Annotated in this window: 18 protein-coding genes and 1 pseudogene; 9 read left to right on the forward strand and 10 right to left on the reverse strand. The window is 68.8% G+C overall.

Annotated features, from left to right (window positions below; genetic code table 11):
- Positions 1-828 (forward strand): enoyl-CoA hydratase ChsH3, encoded by an 828-nt coding sequence (gene chsH3, locus JOD27_RS13395; RefSeq protein ID WP_204762516.1) that lies wholly within the window; start codon positions 1-3, stop codon positions 826-828.
- Here chsH3 and JOD27_RS13400 read toward each other — a convergent pair.
- Entirely contained in the window at positions 815-2,266 is a 1,452-nt protein-coding gene (locus JOD27_RS13400) for an arabinofuranosidase catalytic domain-containing protein (protein WP_204762517.1), read from the reverse strand. The genes chsH3 and JOD27_RS13400 overlap by 14 nt on opposite strands.
- 484 nt (positions 2,267-2,750) lie before the next feature.
- On the reverse strand, positions 2,751-3,116 hold the full coding sequence (locus JOD27_RS13405) for an excisionase (protein ID WP_239566965.1): 366 nt from the start codon (positions 3,114-3,116) through the stop codon (positions 2,751-2,753).
- Between the two features lie 65 nt (positions 3,117-3,181).
- Between JOD27_RS13405 and JOD27_RS44850 the strand changes: the two are divergent.
- Together JOD27_RS44850 and JOD27_RS44855 are read left to right on the forward strand one after the other, a co-directional pair.
- A pseudogene (locus tag JOD27_RS44850) lies at positions 3,182-3,601 on the forward strand (Clp protease N-terminal domain-containing protein); the annotation flags it as partial.
- A 6-nt stretch (positions 3,602-3,607) separates the two neighbouring features.
- The gene (locus JOD27_RS44855; RefSeq protein ID WP_275591675.1) at positions 3,608-4,132 is read left to right on the forward strand and encodes a Clp protease N-terminal domain-containing protein; all 525 of its coding nucleotides are present in this window, start codon (positions 3,608-3,610) and stop codon (positions 4,130-4,132) included.
- Here JOD27_RS44855 and JOD27_RS13415 read toward each other — a convergent pair.
- The 6 genes from JOD27_RS13415 to JOD27_RS13440 are packed head-to-tail and all read right to left on the reverse strand — an operon-like array spanning position 4,118 to position 10,500.
- Entirely contained in the window at positions 4,118-5,260 is a 1,143-nt protein-coding gene (locus tag JOD27_RS13415) for a lipid-transfer protein (RefSeq protein ID WP_204762520.1), read from the reverse strand. The two genes, JOD27_RS44855 and JOD27_RS13415, sit on opposite strands and share 15 nt — an antisense overlap.
- Positions 5,257-5,640, reverse strand: coding sequence for a MaoC family dehydratase (locus JOD27_RS13420; RefSeq protein WP_204762521.1), 384 nt, complete (start codon positions 5,638-5,640; stop codon positions 5,257-5,259). Before JOD27_RS13420 ends, JOD27_RS13415 begins: the two co-directional genes overlap by 4 nt.
- Positions 5,627-6,511: a Zn-ribbon domain-containing OB-fold protein gene (locus JOD27_RS13425; protein WP_307830130.1), complete on the reverse strand. Its 885-nt coding sequence runs from the start codon at positions 6,509-6,511 to the stop codon at positions 5,627-5,629. Before JOD27_RS13425 ends, JOD27_RS13420 begins: the two co-directional genes overlap by 14 nt.
- Positions 6,511-7,638 carry an acyl-CoA dehydrogenase family protein gene (locus JOD27_RS13430; protein WP_204762523.1) on the reverse strand — a complete coding sequence of 376 codons (1,128 nt, stop codon included), beginning with the start codon at positions 7,636-7,638 and terminating at the stop codon, positions 6,511-6,513. The genes JOD27_RS13425 and JOD27_RS13430 overlap by 1 nt, the downstream gene beginning before the upstream one ends.
- On the reverse strand, positions 7,628-8,590 hold the full coding sequence (locus tag JOD27_RS13435) for an acyl-CoA dehydrogenase family protein (protein ID WP_204762524.1): 963 nt from the start codon (positions 8,588-8,590) through the stop codon (positions 7,628-7,630). Before JOD27_RS13435 ends, JOD27_RS13430 begins: the two co-directional genes overlap by 11 nt.
- 14 nt (positions 8,591-8,604) lie before the next feature.
- Positions 8,605-10,500 carry an acyl-CoA dehydrogenase family protein gene (locus tag JOD27_RS13440; protein WP_204762525.1) on the reverse strand — a complete coding sequence of 632 codons (1,896 nt, stop codon included), beginning with the start codon at positions 10,498-10,500 and terminating at the stop codon, positions 8,605-8,607.
- Positions 10,501-10,659: 159 nt separating this feature from the next.
- On the opposite strand from JOD27_RS13440, the gene kstR reads away from it, so the two are divergent.
- From kstR to JOD27_RS13465, 5 genes are all read left to right on the forward strand, one after another.
- Positions 10,660-11,235 carry a cholesterol catabolism transcriptional regulator KstR gene (kstR, locus tag JOD27_RS13445; RefSeq protein WP_239567104.1) on the forward strand — a complete coding sequence of 192 codons (576 nt, stop codon included), beginning with the start codon at positions 10,660-10,662 and terminating at the stop codon, positions 11,233-11,235.
- A 75-nt stretch (positions 11,236-11,310) separates the two neighbouring features.
- Complete coding sequence (locus tag JOD27_RS13450; protein WP_204762527.1) at positions 11,311-11,712, forward strand: hypothetical protein; 402 nt, start codon at positions 11,311-11,313, stop codon at positions 11,710-11,712.
- Positions 11,713-11,805: 93 nt separating this feature from the next.
- Positions 11,806-12,375 carry a (2Fe-2S)-binding protein gene (locus JOD27_RS13455; protein ID WP_372441688.1) on the forward strand — a complete coding sequence of 190 codons (570 nt, stop codon included), beginning with the start codon at positions 11,806-11,808 and terminating at the stop codon, positions 12,373-12,375.
- Positions 12,375-13,352, forward strand: coding sequence for an FAD binding domain-containing protein (locus JOD27_RS13460; protein WP_204762528.1), 978 nt, complete (start codon positions 12,375-12,377; stop codon positions 13,350-13,352). The genes JOD27_RS13455 and JOD27_RS13460 overlap by 1 nt, the downstream gene beginning before the upstream one ends.
- Positions 13,349-15,493, forward strand: a complete 2,145-nt coding sequence (locus tag JOD27_RS13465) for a xanthine dehydrogenase family protein molybdopterin-binding subunit (RefSeq protein WP_204762529.1) — start codon at positions 13,349-13,351, stop codon at positions 15,491-15,493. The genes JOD27_RS13460 and JOD27_RS13465 overlap by 4 nt, the downstream gene beginning before the upstream one ends.
- Here the strand turns inward: JOD27_RS13465 and JOD27_RS13470 are convergent.
- Complete coding sequence (locus tag JOD27_RS13470) at positions 15,490-17,190, reverse strand: cation:proton antiporter (protein WP_204762530.1); 1,701 nt, start codon at positions 17,188-17,190, stop codon at positions 15,490-15,492. The genes JOD27_RS13465 and JOD27_RS13470 overlap by 4 nt on opposite strands.
- Before the next feature lie 45 nt (positions 17,191-17,235).
- Positions 17,236-18,840, reverse strand: coding sequence for a purine-cytosine permease family protein (locus JOD27_RS13475; RefSeq protein WP_204762531.1), 1,605 nt, complete (start codon positions 18,838-18,840; stop codon positions 17,236-17,238).
- Positions 18,841-18,919: 79 nt separating this feature from the next.
- On the opposite strand from JOD27_RS13475, the gene JOD27_RS13480 reads away from it, so the two are divergent.
- A complete protein-coding gene (locus JOD27_RS13480; protein WP_204762532.1) occupies positions 18,920-19,387 on the forward strand; it encodes a hypothetical protein in 468 nt (155 codons plus the stop codon).
- The last annotated feature ends 136 nt before the right edge of the window (positions 19,388-19,523 follow it).

Raw genomic sequence — 19,523 nt, forward strand, 5'->3', positions numbered from 1 at the left:
ATGCCGATCGACCCTGATGTTGCTGTGGGAGCGGAACTTCCCGAGGTCAAGTTCTCCTGGACGCAGTCGGACGTGCTGCTCTACCACCTGGCGCTGGGGGCCACCGAACTCCGGTACGTCTACGAGCAGGGGCTGCGGGTGCTGCCGACGTTCGGCGTCGTCGCCCCCCGGTTCCACGAGACCGCGCCGCCCGTCGTGTCGTTTCCCGGTGTCGACATCGACCTGGCTCGGGTGCTGCACGGGACGCAGGAGATCACGGTGCACGCGCCGATCCCGGCCGAGGGCGAGGCCGTGCTGCGGACCCGGATCGCTGACGTGTGGGACAAGGAGAAGGCCGCGGTCATCGTGCAGGAGTCGACGGCCGTGACTCCGGACGGGACTTCGCTCTACACCACCAGGTCGAGCATCTTCGCGCGCGGCGAGGGCGGGTTCGGCGGCGAACGCGGGCCTTCGGGCAAGGTCGAGATGCCTTCGCGTGAACCGGACGCGGTGATCGAGACCGCGACTCTGCCGCAGCAGGCCTACCTGTACCGGCTGTGCGGCGACCGGAACCCGCTGCACGCCGATCCGGAGTTCGCGCGGCGGGCCGGGTTCGACCAGCCGATCCTGCACGGGCTCTGCACGTACGGCGTGGTGTGCAAGGCCGTGATCGACGCGCTGCTCGACGGGCCGGAGCAGGTGCTGTCGTTCGGGGCGAAGTTCGCGGGTGTGGTGTTCCCGGGAGAAACCCTGACCACACGGGTGTGGCGGGACGGTGCGCGGCTTCTGCTGACGACGTCCGCCGCGGACCGTCCCGTTCTCGCTGACGCCGTGCTCAGCCTCGCATAGTCCACTGCTGGTTGGTGCCGCCGTGACACGACCAGAGAATCAGCTTCGTGCCTGCGGCCGTGCCGGCGCCGTTGGCGTCCAGGCACAACCCTGACTGCACGCCGGAGATGGTGCCGTTCGAGTTGACGTTCCACTGCTGGTTGGCACCGCCGTGGCAGTCCCAGATGATCACCTGGGTGCCGTTGGTGGTGCCCTGACCGTTGGCGTCGAGGCACTTGTTGCCGTAGACCTGCAGCCTCTTGTCGGCGGTGTAGGTGAAGCGTTGCCGGTCGGCGCTCTGGCAGTCCGCCAGCTGCACCTGGGTGCCGTTGGTGGTGGCCGGAGCGTCGACACAGCGGCCGGACTGGCTACCGACGATCTGCACACCCGGCTGCGAGGCGGCTGGTGTGTAGCCGGCCGCGGTGATGTTGGCCTGCACGGCGTCCTCGGTGGCGTTCGTCGGGTAGCCGGAGGTGAGCACGCCCTCGAAGAAGGTGCCGGCGCCGGTGACGCTGTTGTCACCGCCGATGCCGAGCAGGATCGCGCCCTGCTTCTTCATCGGGTGGTAGCCGTTGGGACGCGGACCGTCGAACATGGTCGACAGGCCGCCCGACTGCGCGTTGCCGCCGCGGATAGCCCAGTGGTTCGACTCGCCCTTGACGATCGCCGTCACGAAGCGGTGGTTGATGGTCGGGTTCCTGTTGTACTTGGGGTTCACGCCGGAGAACAGGCCCCACTCCAGATCGGCCATGACCCACGGGCCGGGGCCGTCGCCGTAGCCCCACTGCTTGCTGGATCCGAAGTAGACGGTCTCCATGATGGCGGGACTGTCGGCGGCGTTGTTCGTCTGCGCGTTGCCGTAGTCGAAGCAGCACCACTGGTTGTAGTGCTGGCCGTCGACGACTGCGTAGATGCCTTCCGGCTGGTCACCGGTCGCGACACCGTTGGTCTTGTTGTTGCGGTAGCCGGTGCCCGGCGAGATGAAGACGCCGTAGGCCTTCTGGCCGCCGACGGTGACCGGTGCCGCCTTCGCGTCGGCGAGCTTGTCCCATCCGCCCGGCTCTGGGCCTTTCCAGGTGCCAGGGGGTGCCTGGGTGAGGTGGTTGCCGCGGCCGGACTGGTCGTAGATGACGGTGATGAGGCAGGCCGCGGTGCCGCAGAACGAGTCCTGGGCGGCGGCGTCGGCCACGCCGCCCACGCTGAGCACGCCGATGTCCCGCGTGGTGTTGTCCGAGGATCTTCTGACTTGGTAGAGCGGGCCGTTGTAGTTGCCGTACAACGCCCTCGTGGTGCTGTGCGCGGCCACGCAGGGCGTGTTGCCTGAGGCGTAGATGTCGCAGGGACCCGATCCCGCGGCGTGTGCGCTCGGTTCGTCGGGCAGAGGGGCGAGGGAGACAGCTGCGGTGAGGGCGAGTGTTGTCGTCGCTGCGGCGATGAGGCGGCGTGATCGACCTTTCATGCTGTCGTGCCTTCCGTGGGTGCCCCAGGTCGAACCGGTTCGTCACACCTGAGGGCGAGGCTGAATACCGACAACTGCACAACATTGCGCAGGTGTCGATGTTCGGCAAGAAGGTTCGTCGAACAAGCCGCCGCCATGGTCGAACCGGTTCGACAGAGTGGGCCAGTGCCAGGCCACTGGCCGGAACGCCTGGCAAGGCGCCTGCAAGTACCACCAACTCTTGATCAAATCGCCGCTGACTGCACCCAACTGGTTCGATGTCCTGCGAAGCGGCTTGGTCGCTGGCGTGGCCATACGGCGCCCTGCGGGCCGGTTGGTAGTAGAAAGACGCAGGTTGATCTTGAGTTGGTGGTACTTGCAAACGCCATCAGTGCAGGCCCGGCGGTCACCTGCCGACATTGCCTCGGATGGGGGCCACGCGGACCACCGACCTGCTGGCGTAGCGCGGACTGGTCGGCGAGCAGCTGATGCCGGGCCGCCGCGATCAATCCGCCGGCGGCCGTCGTTCCAGCGCCGCGAGCCGCAGCTCGAGCTGGTCGACCCGGTGCCGCAGAAGGGTCACCTGCGCTTCGAGCCCGATCTCGCGCTCGGCCCGGCGCTGGATCCGCGGCGACTTCGCGGCGCGCTCCACCACGGCGTCCAGCGGCACCAGCCGCTGCGGGCCGTTCGGCCCGTCGACCAGGCGCGACTCGATCTCACCGTTGCGGTACCAGGAACGCAGGGCCGAGCGGGACACTCCGGTCTCCGCCTCGGCCTGGGCGAGCGACACCCACGGGGTGTCCTCCAGCTGCGCGAACAGCCGCAGCTCGTCCTGCCACCGGGAAAGCCGGTCTTCCCACTCGCCTGACATTGGCATCCCACCCTGTCAGTGACACTGCATTGACATGGTCAATCATAGGCGCGCACGCTGGCTTCATGTTCGAGCGATTCACGGGGGAAGCCCGCCAGGTCGTCGTCCGCGCACAGGAGGCCTCGCGGGAACTGCAGCACAACTACATCGGGACCGAGCACGTGCTGCTCGGCCTGTTCGACGCGCCGGCCAGCGTCTCGGCCAAGGTGCTCCACCGCGTCGGGCTCACCAAGGAGACGGTGCGGGCGGACGTGATCGAGATCGTCGGCGCCGGCACCGAGCCGAAGAAGGAGGGGCACATCCCCTTCACGCCGCGGGCGAAGAAGGTCCTCGAGCTGTCGTTGCGGGAGGCGCTCAGCCTGAACCACAACCACATCGGGCCGGAACACGTGCTGCTCGGGCTGATCAGGGAGGGCGAGGGCGTCGCTGCCAAGATCCTCGTGCGGCACGCCGAGGACCTCGACCGCCTGCGCAGACTCGTGCTGGCCGAGATGACCGAACCGGCCACCCGCACGCAGAAGTCCACCACGGCGGCGGAGGAGGCGTTCTCCGCCGCGGAGGCGCTGGCCGGCGCGGGCCCGGTCGGCAGCCACCACCTGCTGGAGGCCCTGGTCAGGTCCGAGGGCAGCATGGCGGCTCGCGTGCTCGCCGATCTCGGTGTAGATCCGGAGACCATCGCCGCGAAGATCGATGAGCTCGACCCGGAGAGCACCACGGACGCCACCCCCGAGGAGGCCGCGGCGCGCAGGATGGAGCTGCGGCTGGCCGAGGACGAGGTGCAGCTCGTGTTCCGCGACGAGCAGACCCTCGACCTGGTGCGGCGTGTCACCGAGCTGACCGGCGGCCCTGTTCGCGGCACCGGTCCCGTCGCAGGCGACTTCGTTCCACTGTGGACGTCGACCAACGAGCTGCTGCACAAACTGCTCGGGTACCTCCAGCCGGAGCAGGAGAACGAACCCAAGGGGCTGGTGACCATGGTGCGCAAGGTCATGCGCGACCGGCTACGACGCGCCTAGCACAAGACCGCTCGTCGGCACGCCGGTGCCGGCGGTGACCAGGACGTGCTCGACGTCCGCGATCTGGTTCACCGCCGTGCCGCGCACCTGGCGCACAGCCTCGGCGATGCCGTTCATGCCGTGCAGGTAGGCCTCGCCGAGCTGGCCGCCGTGCGGGTTGAGCGGCAGATCACCGTCCAGTTCCAAAGCACCGGACGCCACGAAGTCCTTGGCCTCTCCCCTGCCGCAGAAGCCCAGTTCTTCCAGCTGGACCAGGACGAACGGCGTGAAGTGGTCGTAGAGCACAGCAACGTCCACATCGGACGGACCGATGCCCGACTTCTCCCACAACCCGCGTGCCACCACGCCCATCTCGGGCAGCCTGGTCAGGTCGTCGCGGTAGTAGCTCGTCATCGTGAACTGGTCGACGCCGCTGCCCTGCGTGGCCGCATTGATGTGCGCCGGCTTCTGCGGCAGCTCGCGGGCGCGTTCCGCCGAGGTGACGACGAGGGCGACGCCGCCGTCGGTCTCCTGGCAGCAGTCGAGCAGCCTGAGCGGTTCGGCGATCCAGCGGGAGGCCTGGTGGTCATCGAGGGTGATCGGCCTGTTGTGGAACCACGCGTGCGGGTTCGTGGCGGCGTGCTTGCGGTCGATCACCGCGATCCGGCCGAAGTCTTCCGAGGTCGCGCCGTACTCGTGCATGTAGCGGCGGGCGAACATCGCGACCATCGCGGCCGGAGTGCCCAGGCCCATCGGGTACGACCAGCTGTTGTCGATGTTCACGGCGGCCGCAGTCTGCACCTGGCCGAACCGGTGGCCCGAGCGTTCGTTGAAGGCGCGGTAGCACACGACTACCTTCGCCGCGCCGGTCTCGACGGCCATCGCGGCCTGCTGGACGGTCGCGCACGCCGCGCCGCCGCCGTAGTGGACGCGGCTGAAGAACGTCAGCTCCGGAATGCCCAGCTCGCGCGCGACGGCGATCTCGGCGTTGGTGTCCATGGTGAAGCTGACCAGACCGTCCACATCAGACGGTTCCAGGCCCGCGTCCGCGAGTGCCGCCCGCACCGCCTCCGCCGCCAGCTGGAGTTCGCTGCGGCCGGAGTTCTTGGAGAAGTCGGTCGCGCCGACGCCCACGATCGCGGCGTTCATGCCATTACCTCGATCTTCACGATGCCGGTGACGTGGTCGCCGTGCCCGGTCCTGCCGACGACCTCGATGGTGAGGTTCTGATCTTCGCGTTCGATGACCTGGCCGAAGAACTTCAGCGTGTCGTAGGCGTAGCAAGGTGCGCCGAGGCGGATGTTCACCTGACGCACCAGCGCTTCCGGGCCCGCCCAGTCCGTGACGTACCGCTGCACCAGCCCGGTCGTGGTGAGGATGTTGATGAAGATGTCCTTCGAGCCGCGCTTCACCGCCAGGTCGCGATCGTGGTGCACGTCCTGGAAGTCACGCGTCGCGATCGCGGTGCTGATCACGAACGTCGGGGTGGCCTCGACGTGCCACTCCGGCAGGGAATCACCGATCCGCACGGGGCCTCCAGCTCGGCATCGTCAGTTCGTCGTCGACCTTCGTGAACACGACCTCGACCGGCAGCCCGATGCTCGGTTCGCCGTCCAGTTCGCCGAGCATGCGCACGCCCTCGTCCAGTTCGACCAGGGCGATGACGAACGGTGTCTGCTTGCCGGGCACCTGCGGGTGGTGGTGCACGACGTAGCTGTAGACGACGCCTCGGCCGTCCGACACGAGGTACTTCGGTTTGGTGGCACCGCATTCCGGGCACATCGGGCCCGGTGGGTGGCGCAGGAGGCCGCAGCCGCCGCAGCGCTGGATGCGGAGTTCCTGGTTTCGGCAGCCTTCCCAGAAGTACTCGGTGTCGCGGTTGATCGAAGGGCGGATCGCCTGAGCTTGCCGCGGCTCTGGTTTGGGTTCCTGTTTCTCCGCTGGGCGGAACTTGAGCACCCGGAACCGCATCTCCGCCACGGCCTCGTCCCCCACGTACCAGGTGCTCCTGGTCGTGACGAACCACCCTTCGCCGAGCGCCGTCTTCTTCGGGCCCGTCACGTCCTCGAGTGTCGACGTCACCGAGACGTGCTCGCCGATCTTGAGGTAGCGGTGGTAGGTCTGGTCGCTGTTCGTGGCGACAACGGACGTGAACCCGGCCTCGTCCAGGATCTTCATCATCGCGCCGAGCGGGTCGTCCAGCGCACGTTGACCGTGCAGGCCGCCCATCGTCCACACCTGGACCATCGCGGGCGGCGCGACCTCGGTGTAGCCGGGGTGCTGGTCGCCGATCGCCTCCAGCCAGTTGTTGATCATCGGCAGGTTGACAGGGTCGCGGGCCAGCCTCGGCGCGGATTCGCCCTGCTCGGCGACGCGTGCGGCCTCTTTCTCGATGTCGATCATCGCACCACCCGTGGAAGTCCGAGCCCGATGTTGGCGATCAGCTCGCGCTGGATCTCGTTCACTCCCCCGCCGAACGTCAGCACGAGGTTGCGCCGTGCCTGAACGTCCAGCCAGCGGACCAGCTCGGCGTCGGCGCCGTGGCGTCCGACGAGCTCCTCCAGCAGCCGTCCGACGCGCTGGGTGCGGTCTGCGGCGAAGACCTTGGTCGCCGACGCGTCCGCGACCGAGACCTCGCCGCCGGCGACCTGCCAGTTGAGCAGTTCGTTCACCCGGTGCACCGCTCCGGCCTCCGCCAACGCCCGCCGCACGTCCGGTTCGTCCAGGAGCTGACGTTCGGCGGCCCAGCGGTGGACCCGTTCCACCAGAGCGCCGATCCGGCCGGACGGGCCGAGCATCACGCGTTCGTGGTTGAGCTGGGTGGTGATCAGCCGCCAGCCCTTGTTCTCCTCGCCCACCCGCATGCCCTCGGGTACACGCACGTCGTTGTAGTAGGTCGCGTTGACGTGGTGTGCGCCGTCGCACGTGATGATCGGCGTCCACGAGTAACCGGGATCCTTGGTGTCGACGATGAGGATCGTGATGCCCTTGTGCCGCGAGTCCGGCGCTCCGGTGCGGCAGGCGAGCCACACGTAGTCCGCGTCGTGGCCGCCCGTCGTGAACGTCTTCTGCCCGTTGACGACGTAGTGATCGTCTTCGCGAACGGCCTTGGTGCGCAACGCGGCGAGGTCGGTGCCCGCGTCCGGCTCGGTGTAGCCGATGGCGAAGTGGAGGTCGCCGCTCAGGATGCGCGGCAGGAAGAAGTCCTTCTGCTCCTGGGTTCCGAACGCCTGCAACGTCGGGCCGACCGTCTGCAGCGTCACGTACGGCAGCGGGACGTCGGCGCGCGCGGCCTCGTTGACGAAGATCTGCTGCTCGACCTGCCCGAACCCCTTGCCGCCGTACTCCACCGGCCACCCGACGCCGAGCCTGCCGTCCTGGCCGAGCCTGCGCACGAGCTCGCGGTAGGTCGCGCCGTGACGTTCGGTGAGCATGGCCTCGCGTTCCTCGGGTGACATGAGGTTCGCGAAGTACTCGCGCAGCTCGTCGCGCAGCTTGCGCTGGTCCGCGGTGAGGTCAATGAACATCGATGGCCCCCAAGCGGTGCTCCACTCCGCCGACGAACCGCGTCAGCTCCTTGGCCATGCCGTAGTAGCGGTGCATCGGGTAGGTGATGTCGAGCCCCAGGCCGCCGTGCAGGTGGTGGCAGGTGTGGACGGCCGGGAGCGCTTCGGCGGCCAGCCAGTAGGCGGCCGTGGCGAGGTCGTAGTCGTCGAGGCTCCAGCAGGCGGTCAGTGCCGCGAGGTGGAGGGTGCGGGAGGCGATGTAGACGTCCGCGACCTGGCACGCGGCCGCCTGGAACGTCGACAACGGCTTGCCGAACTGGTGACGGGTGCCGACGTGCTGCACCGTGAGGTCGAGCGCTCCTGCCAGCACACCGTCCGCGATCGCACACGCACCGGCCAGCGCGAATCGGCGCAGGTTCTCGGCCGCGCCGCGCAGCTCTTCGCCGCGAGCGCCTTCGAAGCACACGGTTCCGTCCGAAATGGACACACCGGGTTGCGCCGGATCGACCACGTAGACCCCGGTGTCGGCGCTCACGAGGATCCGCCGCGCCTCGGCGGCGTGCGGCACGTTGATCTTCATGCCGAAGATCCCGTCCGGCCCCGCCTTCGTGCTCGGCAGCGTGGGCAGAGGCGCGGACGGTTCGCTCAGCGCCGCCGTGAACACGCCGTGCTGCTCCACGATCAGCGGCAGCAGCTCGTCCTGCTGCTCGGGAGTCCCGTGCGCGACGATTGGCAGCACTCCCAACGCGAGTGTCGCCAGCGCGGGCACGTCCACGGCCCGCCGCCCGACCTCGGTGAGCAGGACGGCGGTTTCCAGGACGCCGAGCCCATCGCCACCGAGTCGTTCCGGAACGGCCAGGGCCAGCAAACCCGCTTCCCCCAAGGCTTTCCACGGGGTGTCGCTCTCCCTGCCCAGCACGTCGGCCGCCAGCGCGGCGATCTCCCGCTGGGTCTCGTCGAGCTCGAAATCCATCAGGGCTCCCTGCGTCAAATTTCCCTGGGTAGACCGAGAATCCGTTCGCCGGCGAGGTTCATCAGCACCTGGGTCGTCCCGCCGGCGATGCTCAGGCACCGGGTGAGCAGGAACTCGTGGACCACGTCGCTGTGCACGCTCGCCTCCGGTCCGAGCAGCTCGACCGCGAACTCGGCGACGTCCTGCCGCTGCCGCACCCCGACGAGCTTGCGCACGCTGGACTCCGCCCCCGGCTCCTGCCCGCTCAGCACGCGCAGGCTCGCCCGCAGGTCCAGCGCCGCGACCGCGAGCCCCTGCGCCACGAGCTCGCCCAGCCGTTCCGGGCGGTCGGTCGCAGCCTGGGAAGCCAGCACCCGTTCCAGCGACTCACCCAGCGACGACCCCATCGCGACCCGTTCGTTGGCGAGCGTCGTGCGGGCCAGCCGCCAGCCGTCGTTGACCTCGCCGACCACGCAGTCGTCGGGCACTAACACGTCGTCCAGGAAGACCTCGTTGAACCGGGCATCGCCGGTGATCTCCCGCAACGGCCGCACGTCGACGCCTTCGGAGCGCATGTCCACCAGGAAGTACGTGATGCCCTTGTGTTTGGGCACCGAGGAGTCCGTGCGGGCGAGGCAGATCGCCCAGTCGGCCTGGTGCGCGAGCGACGTCCACACCTTCTGCCCGGTGATCCGCCAGCCGCCGTCCACGCGGACCGCCCTGGTGCGCAACGACGCCAGGTCCGAGCCCGCCTCCGGTTCGCTGAACAGCTGGCACCACGTGATCTCGCCGCGCAACGTCGGCCGCACGAACCGTTCCTGCTGCTCGGCGGTCCCGTGCCGGAGGATCGTCGGCCCCGCCCAGCCGCCGATCACCAGGTCGGGCCTGCGCACCCCGGCACGCGCGAACTCGTCGTCGATCACCAGCAACCGCGCGGGGTCGGCGTCCAACCCGTACGGACGTGGCCAGTGCGGGACGAGGAAACCGCTGTCCGCCAGCCGTTCCCGCTGGGCGGCGGGATCCAGCCCGGCGATCCCCTCGGCGAACGCCCGCACCTCCGGATCGCCCGTGATCTCCACAGCGTGAGAGCGACGCATGCCTTGCAGAGCCAGCTCCGCGACCCGCCGCCGCCACCGGGTCGTCCCACCGGCGAGCTGTTGCAGGGACAACGCCCGGCGCAGGTAGCGGTGGGCGTCGTGTTCCCAGGTGAACCCGATGCCGCCCAGTACCTGGATGCAGTCCTTGGCATTGCGCACCGCCGCGTCCAGCGCCACGGCCGCCGCGACCGCCGCCGCCAGCGGGTGTTCGTCCTCCCCGACCGACCCTGCCGCGTCCCACGCGACCGAACTGGCCTGCTCCGCCCGGCACAGCATCTCGACGCACAGGTGCTTCACGGCCTGGAACGACCCGATCGCCCGGCCGAACTGCTGACGCTGCTTGGCATACGAGACCGCGGTGTTCAGGCACCACGCGGCGATCCCGCTCGCCTCGGCCGCCATCAACGTGATCGCGAGATCCGTCGGATCATCGACCTCGACGCCGGGTTCGGTGACGACCACCGAGCCCAGCGACCGCGAGAGGTCGACGGCGTCGAGCTCGGTCACCTGCCCGACGGGCGCGAGCCGCCAGGAGTCCGTTCTGACCAGCACATGCGTGGCTTCGGCCGCGCCGACCACGTGGTGAGACGAGAACCCGAATCCCGCGATCCCCTCGAACTCGGGGACCAGCACGGACGCCAGCGCTGTGGGCAGCAACGGCCCTGGCACGAGGTTCTCCGCGGCCCGTTCGAGCATCACCGCGAGATCGACGACCGTGCCGCCCTCCCGCACCACCTCGAAGAACCCGACCCGGACGAGGTCGGCCCACTCACCCTTCGCGGCGTCCACGCTGTCCCGCAGCGCTCGTTGTTCCCCGGTCGTGGCGATCGGCATACGACCTCCTCCAAGATGTGAAGGAGTTTATAGAACGTGTTCTAATTCGGGCAACAGATCATGGCCGCCAAACCGATCGAGTACGATGGAGGCGCAGCTGCAACACGTTCCAGGAGGATCATCTCCGTGTCACCCTCGAAGTCCCGCACGGACGCGCTGATGGCGGGCGAGGAGCTCAGCTCCGCGGCCCAGCGCGAACGGCGCAAGCGGATCGTCGACGCGACCATCGCGCTGGCGTCCAAGGGCGGTTTCGACGCCGTCCAGATGCGCGCTGTCGCCGACAGGGCGGACGTCGCGCTGGGCACGTTGTACCGCTACTTCCCGTCGAAGGTCCACCTGCTCGTGTCGAGCCTCGCGGTGGAACTGGAGCGCGCCCAGGAGAAGATGGACCGCACCACTGTGCCCGGCGACAGCGCCTACGAGCGCGTGCTGTTCGTCCTCGGCCGCATCACCAGGGGCCTGCAGCGCAACCCGCACCTCACCGAGGCGATGACGCGCGCGTTCACGTTCGCCGACGCCTCCGCGGGCGCCGAGGTCGACCGCGTGGCCTGGCTGATGGAGAGCATGTTCACCCGCGCCATGAGCGCCGAGGAGCCGACCGACGAGCAGAAGGCCATCGCCCGCGTGATCGGCGACGTGTGGCTGTCCAACCTGGTCGCCTGGGTCACCCGACGCGCCACGGCCACGGACGTCGCGAACCGGCTCGAGCTCACGGTGCGCCTGCTGCTCAAGTGAGTCTTCAGTCCTCGCACCGGTTCTGCGGGATGACCCCGGAGTCACACCCCCGAACCATGCCCTAACGTCTGTCCTATGAAGACGCTCGTCGTGCTGGCGGTGCTGGCCGTGATCGGCACCGGCACCGTCGTCCTGGTCAACCACTTCGGCGGCTGGAACACGCTGATCGGCAAGGCCTGGGCCATCACCTACGAGGTGCGGACCGAGCCGGCCGTCAACGGTCTCGTGCAGGTCCAGTACCTCGAGAACCCGGACAGGTACAAGAAGCAGACCCCGCAGTCCGTCACCAAGAACGCTCCCGTTCCCTTCACGCACGAGGTGGTCATCAACTACGGCGAGAAGGCCCAGGTCGCGGCGACACCCAACGGCGACGAGGTGCTGTCGTGCCGCATCCTGCTCGACGGCGTGAAGGAGCTGGCCAGCGCCACCGCACCGCGCGGCCAGAAGGTGACGTGTGAGGCGACGACCGCCAGCTAGGCGTTCAGGTTGATGAACCTCGAACCGGAACTTCGGTAGGGATTGACCGCTCGAATCGATACTGATTGTGTGGCTCCGAGCACAGGGGGTCACGTGACAACCAGCAGGCGGCAGTTCTTCGGTCGGGCGGCGGCGGTCTCGGCCGGAGTCGCGCTGACCTCACCACTGGAAGAGGCCGTCGCCGCGCCAGAGAACGACTCCGGCGTCGTCGAGGTGGCGTTCAAGGTCAACGGCGAACGCCGGAAGCTCGGCGTCGACCCGCGGGTCACGCTGCTCGACGCGCTGCGGGAGCGGCTGCAGCTCACCGGCACGAAGAAGGGCTGCGACCGCGGCCAGTGCGGCGCGTGCACGGTCCACGTCGACGACCGTCGGGTGCTGTCGTGCCTGACGCTCGCGGTGACGGTGCAGGGCAAGGAAGTCACGACGATCGAGGGCATCGCCGACGGCGGCGAGCTGCATTCCGTCCAGCGGGCGTTCATCGAGAACGACGGGTTCCAGTGCGGGTTCTGCACGTCCGGGCAGATCATGTCGGCGGTCAAGGTCGTCGAGGAGCGCGAGGTCCGCACCGACGACCAGATCCGCGAAGCCATGTCCGGCAACATCTGCCGCTGCGGCGCCTACCCGAACATCCTCGCGGCGATCAAGCAGGTCAAGGAGAGCTGATGCGCGCGTTCGACTACGCCGCGGCGGCCACCGTCGACGACGCCCTGAAGCTCGCGCGGCCGGGCTCCGCGTTCCTCGCCGGTGGCACGACGCTCGTCGACCTGATGAAGCTCGACGTCCTGACGCCCGACCGGGTCATCGACGTCAACTCCCTGCCGCTCAAGGGCATCCGGCTGCACGCGGGCGCGCTGCGGATCGGGGCGCTGGAACGGATGAGCGACGTCGCCGCGCATCCCGTCGTCACGGCGGTTCACCCGATGATCTCCCGCGCGTTGCTGCTCAGCGCCTCCTGGCAGTTGCGGAACATGGCGAGCATCGGCGGAAATCTCCTGCAGCGCACGCGGTGCGACTACTTCCGTGACGTCACGTCGGCGTGCAACAAGCGGCGGCCGGGCAGCGGGTGTCCCGCGCTGACCGGCGTCAACCGGGGCCACGCGATCCTCGGCACCAGCGACTCGTGCGTCGCGACCCACGCCAGTGACGTCGCCGTCGCGTTCGTCGCGTTGGAAGCCCAGGTCGTGGTGCGCGGCAAGGACGGCGACAGAACCATCCCGCTCGACGACTTCTACCGCCTGCCGGGCAGCACGCCGGAACGGGAGAACGCGCTCGCACCCGGCGAACTGGTCGCCGAGGTGGTCGTGCCGACGCTGCCCTGGGCCCGGCACTCCACCTACCTCAAGATCCGCGACCGGCAGTCCTACGAGTTCGCGCTCACGTCCGTGGCGGCGGCGGTCGACCTCAAGCGCGGTGTGGTGCAGGACGTCCGGCTCGCGGCGGGCGGTGTGGGCACGAAACCGTGGCGGCTGCGAGCCGTCGAGGAAGCCCTGAAAGGCGGCGTGGCGATGGAAAGAACGTTCGCCGATGCCGCCGAGTCCGCTGTGGACGGAGCACGGCCGTTGGCGCACAACGCGTTCAAGACCAGCCTGCTCAAGCGCTCGATCGTCCGCGCCCTGCTCGACGCGGCAGGTGTGCGATGATCGGCCAGCCCGTCGACCGGGTCGACGGCCGCATCAAGGTCACCGGCGCGGCACCGTACGCCGCCGACACCAAGGTCCCCGGCGTCGCCTACGGCTACCTCGTCACGAGCACGATCGGCAAAGGCTCCGTCACCGCGATGGACACGGCCGCGGCGCTGGCCTCCCCCGGCGTGCTCGCCGTGTACACACCGTTCAACCCGCTCAAGCTCTTCGCGTACGTCCAGGAGCAGAACGACGAGCGCTTCCCTCCGCTGCAGGACAACGAGGTGCGGTTCTTCGGCCAGGCCATCGGGTTCGTCGTCGCCGAGACCTGGGAGCAGGCCCGTGACGCCGCCGGCCTGGTCACCGCGACCTACCAGCAGCAGCCGCCGGCCACGGAGTTCCCCGGCCGGACCGCGCGGAGGTTCGATGAGGTCGAAGAGGTCGTCGGCACCCAGGCCCTCGGCGACATCACCTTCACCGCCACCTACACAACGCCGTTCCAGCACCACTGCGCGATGGAACCGCACGCGACTGTCGCGACCTGGAACGGCGACCACCTGACCGTCTACACGGTGTCGCAGGGCGCGCTTCTGGTGCAGCGCAGGCTGTCCGAGACGCTCGGCATCGACGCGGCGAAGATCCACGTGCTCAGCCCGCACGTGGGCGGTGGGTTCGGCGGCAAGTGGGGCAACTGGGCGCAGGTACCGCTGGCGTGCGCCGCGTCCAAAGCACTGGGCCGGCCGATCAAGGCCGTGCTCACGCGCGAGCAGGTGTTCGCGATGGCCGGACATCGGCCGACGACCGAGCAAACTCTCACAATGACGTGCACGGCCGACGGCAAGCTCACGTCGATCGTCAACGACGGTGTGACGAGCCGCGGCCTCGGCGGCAACTGGTCCGAGTCCGTCGCGAACTGGACGCTCACCACCTACGCGAGCCCCAACATCCGCGTCACCAAGAAGATCGTGCCGCTCAACCTCGGCGCGGCGACCGTGATGCGGGCACCCGGCGAGGCCAACGGCTCGTTCGCGCTGGAGAGCGCGATGGACGAGCTCGCCGAGCAGCTCGGCGTCGACCCGGTCGAGCTGCGGCTGCGCAACTACGCGACCCTCGTGCCCAACACCGGGAAACCCTGGTCCAGCAAGCATCTCGACGAGTGCTACCGGATCGGGGCGGAGGAGTTCGGCTGGGCCGAGCGGCCCAAGGGAGTCCGCGCGACCGTCGACGGCGACTGGCTCGTCGGCACCGGCATGGCCACCGCCACCTACGGCGCGGGCCGCGGCCAGGCGTCGGTCAAGGTCCGGCTGCACCCGGACGGCACCGCGTCCGTCTCCGGCACCGCCGCCGACCTGGGCACCGGCCAATACACCGTGTTCGCGATCCTGGTCGCCGACGAGCTGGGCATCCCGGTCTCCAGCGTACGGCCGGAGCTCGGCGACTCCACCTCCCCCGCCGCGGCGAACGCGGGTGGCTCAACATCGACAGGCACCAACGGCCCCGCGGTCCAGGTCGCGGCCAAGGCGGTGCAGACCGAGCTGATCACCCTCGCGGTCTCGAACCCGCGTTCTCCGTTCCACGGCAAGGATCCCGCGACGGTCGTCGACCGCGACGGCAGCATCTCGTCCGGCGGCGTGACGATGAGCTTCGGCACGCTGCTCACGACGTGCGACGTCGGTGGCGTCGAAGCGGTCGGCACCTCGCCCCGGCTCGTCGACCCCGAGCACGGCTACCGGTCGTTCGGCGCGCACTTCTGCGAGGTGCGCGTGCATCGGCTGACCGGCGAACCACGCGTGACGCGCTGGCGGTCCGTGTGCGACGCGGGCACGATCGTGAACGCCAAAGCAGCCCGCAGCCAGATCCAGGGCGCGGTGGTCATGGGCATCGGCCAGACGTTGCTGGAGGCCACCGAGGTCGACCACGCCACGGGCCGTTTCGCCAACGCCAACCTCGCCTCCTACCTGGTGCCGGTGCACTCCGACATCCCGAAGATCGACGTCCGGTTCCTGAACCACCCCGACCCGCTGGTCAGCGGGCTCGGCGCCAAGGGCATCGGCGAGCTCGGCATCGTCGGCGTGGCCGGCGCGATCGCGAACGCCGTCCACCACGCGACGGGTGTCCGGGTTCGCGATCTGCCGATCACACTGGACAAACTGCTTTAGGCGGTGAACCGGGTGGACGCCCCGTCGATGAAGATCTGCGCGCGTTCCAGGGTGTGCGAGCCGTACGTCCCGCCCGCGCGGGCGTCCAGCAGCGCGCTCTGCTGAGTCTCCATCATCAACCGCTGCAGCTCGCGCTGCTGGTTCAGGTGGCTGTCGGGGTCGCGTTCGTTGACCATCTTGTCGATCACCTCGCTGATGACGAGGCTGCGTTTCCTGGCCTTCTCGAGGATCTCGTCGTCGAACGGCTTGCCGTTCTCCCGCTGGAGCGACGGGCTTTCCAGCAACGCCTGCGTCGCCGTCATCAGCTCACCGGCGAGCCGCGCGTACTCGCGGCGCTCGTGTTCCTCGTCGTTGCCGCGGACGCCGAGCCACTTGATCACCAACGGCAGTGAGCCGCCCTGCACGACGAGGGTGAGGATCGCGACGGTGAACGCGACCAGGATCAGCTCGGCGCGGTGCGGCACGTACGTCGGCAACGACTGGGCCGCGGCGAGGGTGACGACGCCGCGCATGCCCGACCAGGCGAGCACCGCGCCACCGCGCCACCCGAGGCCTTCGCTCGCGTAGAAGTTGATGTCGGCCTGGCGACGCTGGAGGGCACGCGCCGCGCGGTCGAACCGTTCCTCCTCGCCGGGGCGCGGCCCTCGCGCGGTGAAGCTGCCCACCCACGACTCCATGCGCCCGGACAGCTGGTCCGCGCGCTTCTGCTGGTGGCGCAGCAACCCGATCAGTGGGACCACGAACACCACGCGCAGTACGACGAGCGCCGCCGTCACCAGCAGACCGAGGACGAGCGTCCGGCTCAGGCCCTCGTCCGCCACGTCGCTCACCACCGACGTGAGCTCGAAGCCCATCAGCAGGAACACGCCGTTCTCCAGCAGCAACTGGATCGTGCGCCAGTTCGTGCGTTCGGAGATCCGGTCGTGTGCCGCGAACCTACTGGCGCTCTGATGACCGGTGATCAGACCGGCCGTGACGACCGCGATGACACCGGACGCGTGCAGCTCCTCGGTCGGAATGAACGCCAGGAACGGCACCACGAACGAGATAGCGGTGGTGAGCACCGGCTGGCTCTGGATCTTCGACCGCACCCACACCGACACGACGCCGACCACAGCGCCGATCGCGATGCCAACGGCCACGGCGAACGCGAAGTCGCCGAGAGCACTGCCGAACGACACGGTCGTCGCGATCGCGGCGATGGCCGTGCGCATCAACACCAGCGCGGTCGCGTCGTTGACCAGACCCTCGCCTTCCAGGATCGTCACGAGTCGCGGCGGCAACCCGAGCCGCTTGCCGATGGACGTCGCCGCGACGGCGTCCGGCGGGCTGATCACCGCACCCAGCGCCAGTGCCGCCGCGAAGCCGATGTCCGGCAGCAGCCACCAGATCAGCAGGCCCGTCCCGAACGCCGACACCGCGACGAGCAGGACCGACAGCGCCCCGATGGTCTTGGCGTTGCGCCGGAAGTCCACCACCGGCACGTTCACCGCGGCCGCGTAGAGGATCGGCGGCAGCACCACCACCAGGATCAGCTCCGGCTCGACGAACACCCGCGGCGCGCCGGGCAGCTGACTGCACCCCATGCCGACGAGCACCAGCAGCACGGGCGCCGCGACACCCAGCTTGGGCGCGAGGTACGACACCGCCACGATGATCAGCACGGCCGCGACCGCGAGCAAAGCCAGTTCCTGCATGACGTGCAGTTTGTCTGATGAGGACGGCCCTCGCCCGTGCAGGGGTCAGGCCGGCAGCACGTGCCGTCCGTCGCGGTTGGTGCTCAGGCACAACGAGCAGATCGTGCCGCCGAGCGCGCTGGCCGTCATGTCCGGCCGCTCGTACGACTCCCCGCACACCACGCAGTCGTAGGTCGTGCCGCTCGGGTTGCCGCCGGCGTCGAGCAGCGGTTCGGCGATGCCGTCGTCGGTGCGGCGCAGGTAGAAACGGCCGCGGGTGAGCACGGCGAGCAGCGGCGTCAGCACGACCGGGATGCCGACGGCCACCAGCGGCGAGTACGGCTGGATCGCGGCACCGAACAGTCCGAAGTAGACGGAGATGGACAGGATCGACGACGCGAGGAACGATCCGACACCGACCGGGTTGACCGCGTAGAGCATGCCGCGGCGGAACTCCGGCTGCTTCGGTGACAGCTTCAGCACGTACTTGTTGATCGCGATGTCGGTGGCGACGGTGACGACCCACGCCATCGCGCAGTTGGAGTAGAAGCTCAGCAGCTTGTTCAGGAAGCTGAACATGTCGGCTTCCATCAGCACCAGCGCGATCGCGAGGTTCACCAGCACGAACACGAGCCGCCCCGGATACCGCTTGGTGACGCGGGTGAACGAGTTCGTCCAGGCCAGCGAGCCGGAGTAGGCGTTGGTGACGTTGATCTTCACCTGGCTCAGCACGACGAGCACCAGCGCCAGCGGCACCACCAGCCACGGCGGCATGAACTGCTTGAACACACCGGTGAACTGCTCGATCGGCTCGACCGCGGCGACCGCGCCGACGGCGTCGAGCACGTAGACGGCCATGAACACGCCGATCGCCTGTTTGAGCGCGCCGAACACGACCCAGCCGGGCCCGGCCAGGATCGTCGCGGTCCACCAGACCCGCCGGTTCTCGTCGGTCCGCGGCGGCATGAACCGCAGGTAGTCGATCTGCTCGCCGATCTGCCCCATCAACGACAGGCACACACCGGCGCCCAGCATCACCGCGGCCGTGCTCACCCCGTTGTCGCCGTAGGAGAGCCAGCGCTGCACCGAGTCCGGGTCCTTGACGATCAGGAAGATCAGCGGCGCGACCATCAGCAGCAGCCACAACGGGTTCGTCCAGCTCTGCAGCTTCGCCAGCACCTTCATCCCGTAGATCACCAGCGGGATGATCACCAGCGTCGAGGTCGCGTAGCCCAGCCACAGCGGCAGGCCGAGCGCGTACCGCAGGCCCTGCGCCATGATCGAGCCTTCGAGCGCGAAGAAGATGAACGTGAAGCTCGCGAAGATGACGCTCGTGAGCACCGACCCGTAGTAGCCGAACCCGGAGCCGCGGGTGATCAGGTCGAGGTCGATGTTGTACCTGGCCGCGTAGTAGGCCAGCGGAAACCCGGTCACGAAGATGACGACCGCGGCGAACACGATGGCCAGCAAGGCGTTTCCGGTGCCGTGCGTCAGACCGATGCCGGCGCCGATCGAGAAGTCCGCCATGTACGCGATGCCGCCCAGCGCCGACGCCCCGACCACCGCTGGCGTCCAGCGCCGATAGGTGCGCGGCGCGAACCGCAGGGTGTAGTCCTCGAGCGTCTCGTTGGACGCTTCGCGTACCGGCGCGCGCACCTCGTCAACGGTCATGAACCCTGACGCTAGGAACGCCGCGTTTCGGTCCATCACCACCTTTTGTGACGACCTCGTGACGCTACGGTCTGGGGTCATGGACGATCTGGTGGCCTTCATGAGGGAACGCAGGCGTGCCGACGAGGCCGCCGCGGCGGCGTGGGCGGAGCGCTCGGCGACGATCACGGCGTGGGCGAAGAAGGTCGCGACCCTGCTGACGCGCCACGAGATCCCGGCTGACCAGACGCTGTTCGACAGGGCCGGTGAGCACAAGGTGCGGATCGCGTCCGGCTGGCTCGTGCTGACGACGAGGACGCCGAGCGCGGCGCATCCCGGCGTGCTCAAGGACGCCGGGATCCTCCTGACGCCGAGCGGCGAGCTCTGGCAGTACGACAACGAGTGGCCCATGTCCGCCCGCCTCACCGCGACGATCCCCGCGTTCCGCACGGCCGAGGGTGCCGCGTTGAAGGCCAGGTGCGAGTGGATCCTCGACAACGTCATCGAGGCCTTCGCGGACGCGCTCGATCGGCACGGCATCGACGTGGCCGAACTCGAAGAGCTCTAGATCGTTGACCGGGAAAGGCTGCTGGTCACAGCCTGGTGATCGTATGCGGTCAAGGATCGTTTGACGGGTGCGCCGATCGTCCAGTTGTGCCAGATCGGGTTGCACGATACGGGTCCAGAGTCCGACCGGAAGGCGG

This window comes from Lentzea nigeriaca, assembly GCF_016907955.1.
In the GTDB taxonomy this organism is placed as follows: domain Bacteria; phylum Actinomycetota; class Actinomycetes; order Mycobacteriales; family Pseudonocardiaceae; genus Lentzea; species Lentzea nigeriaca.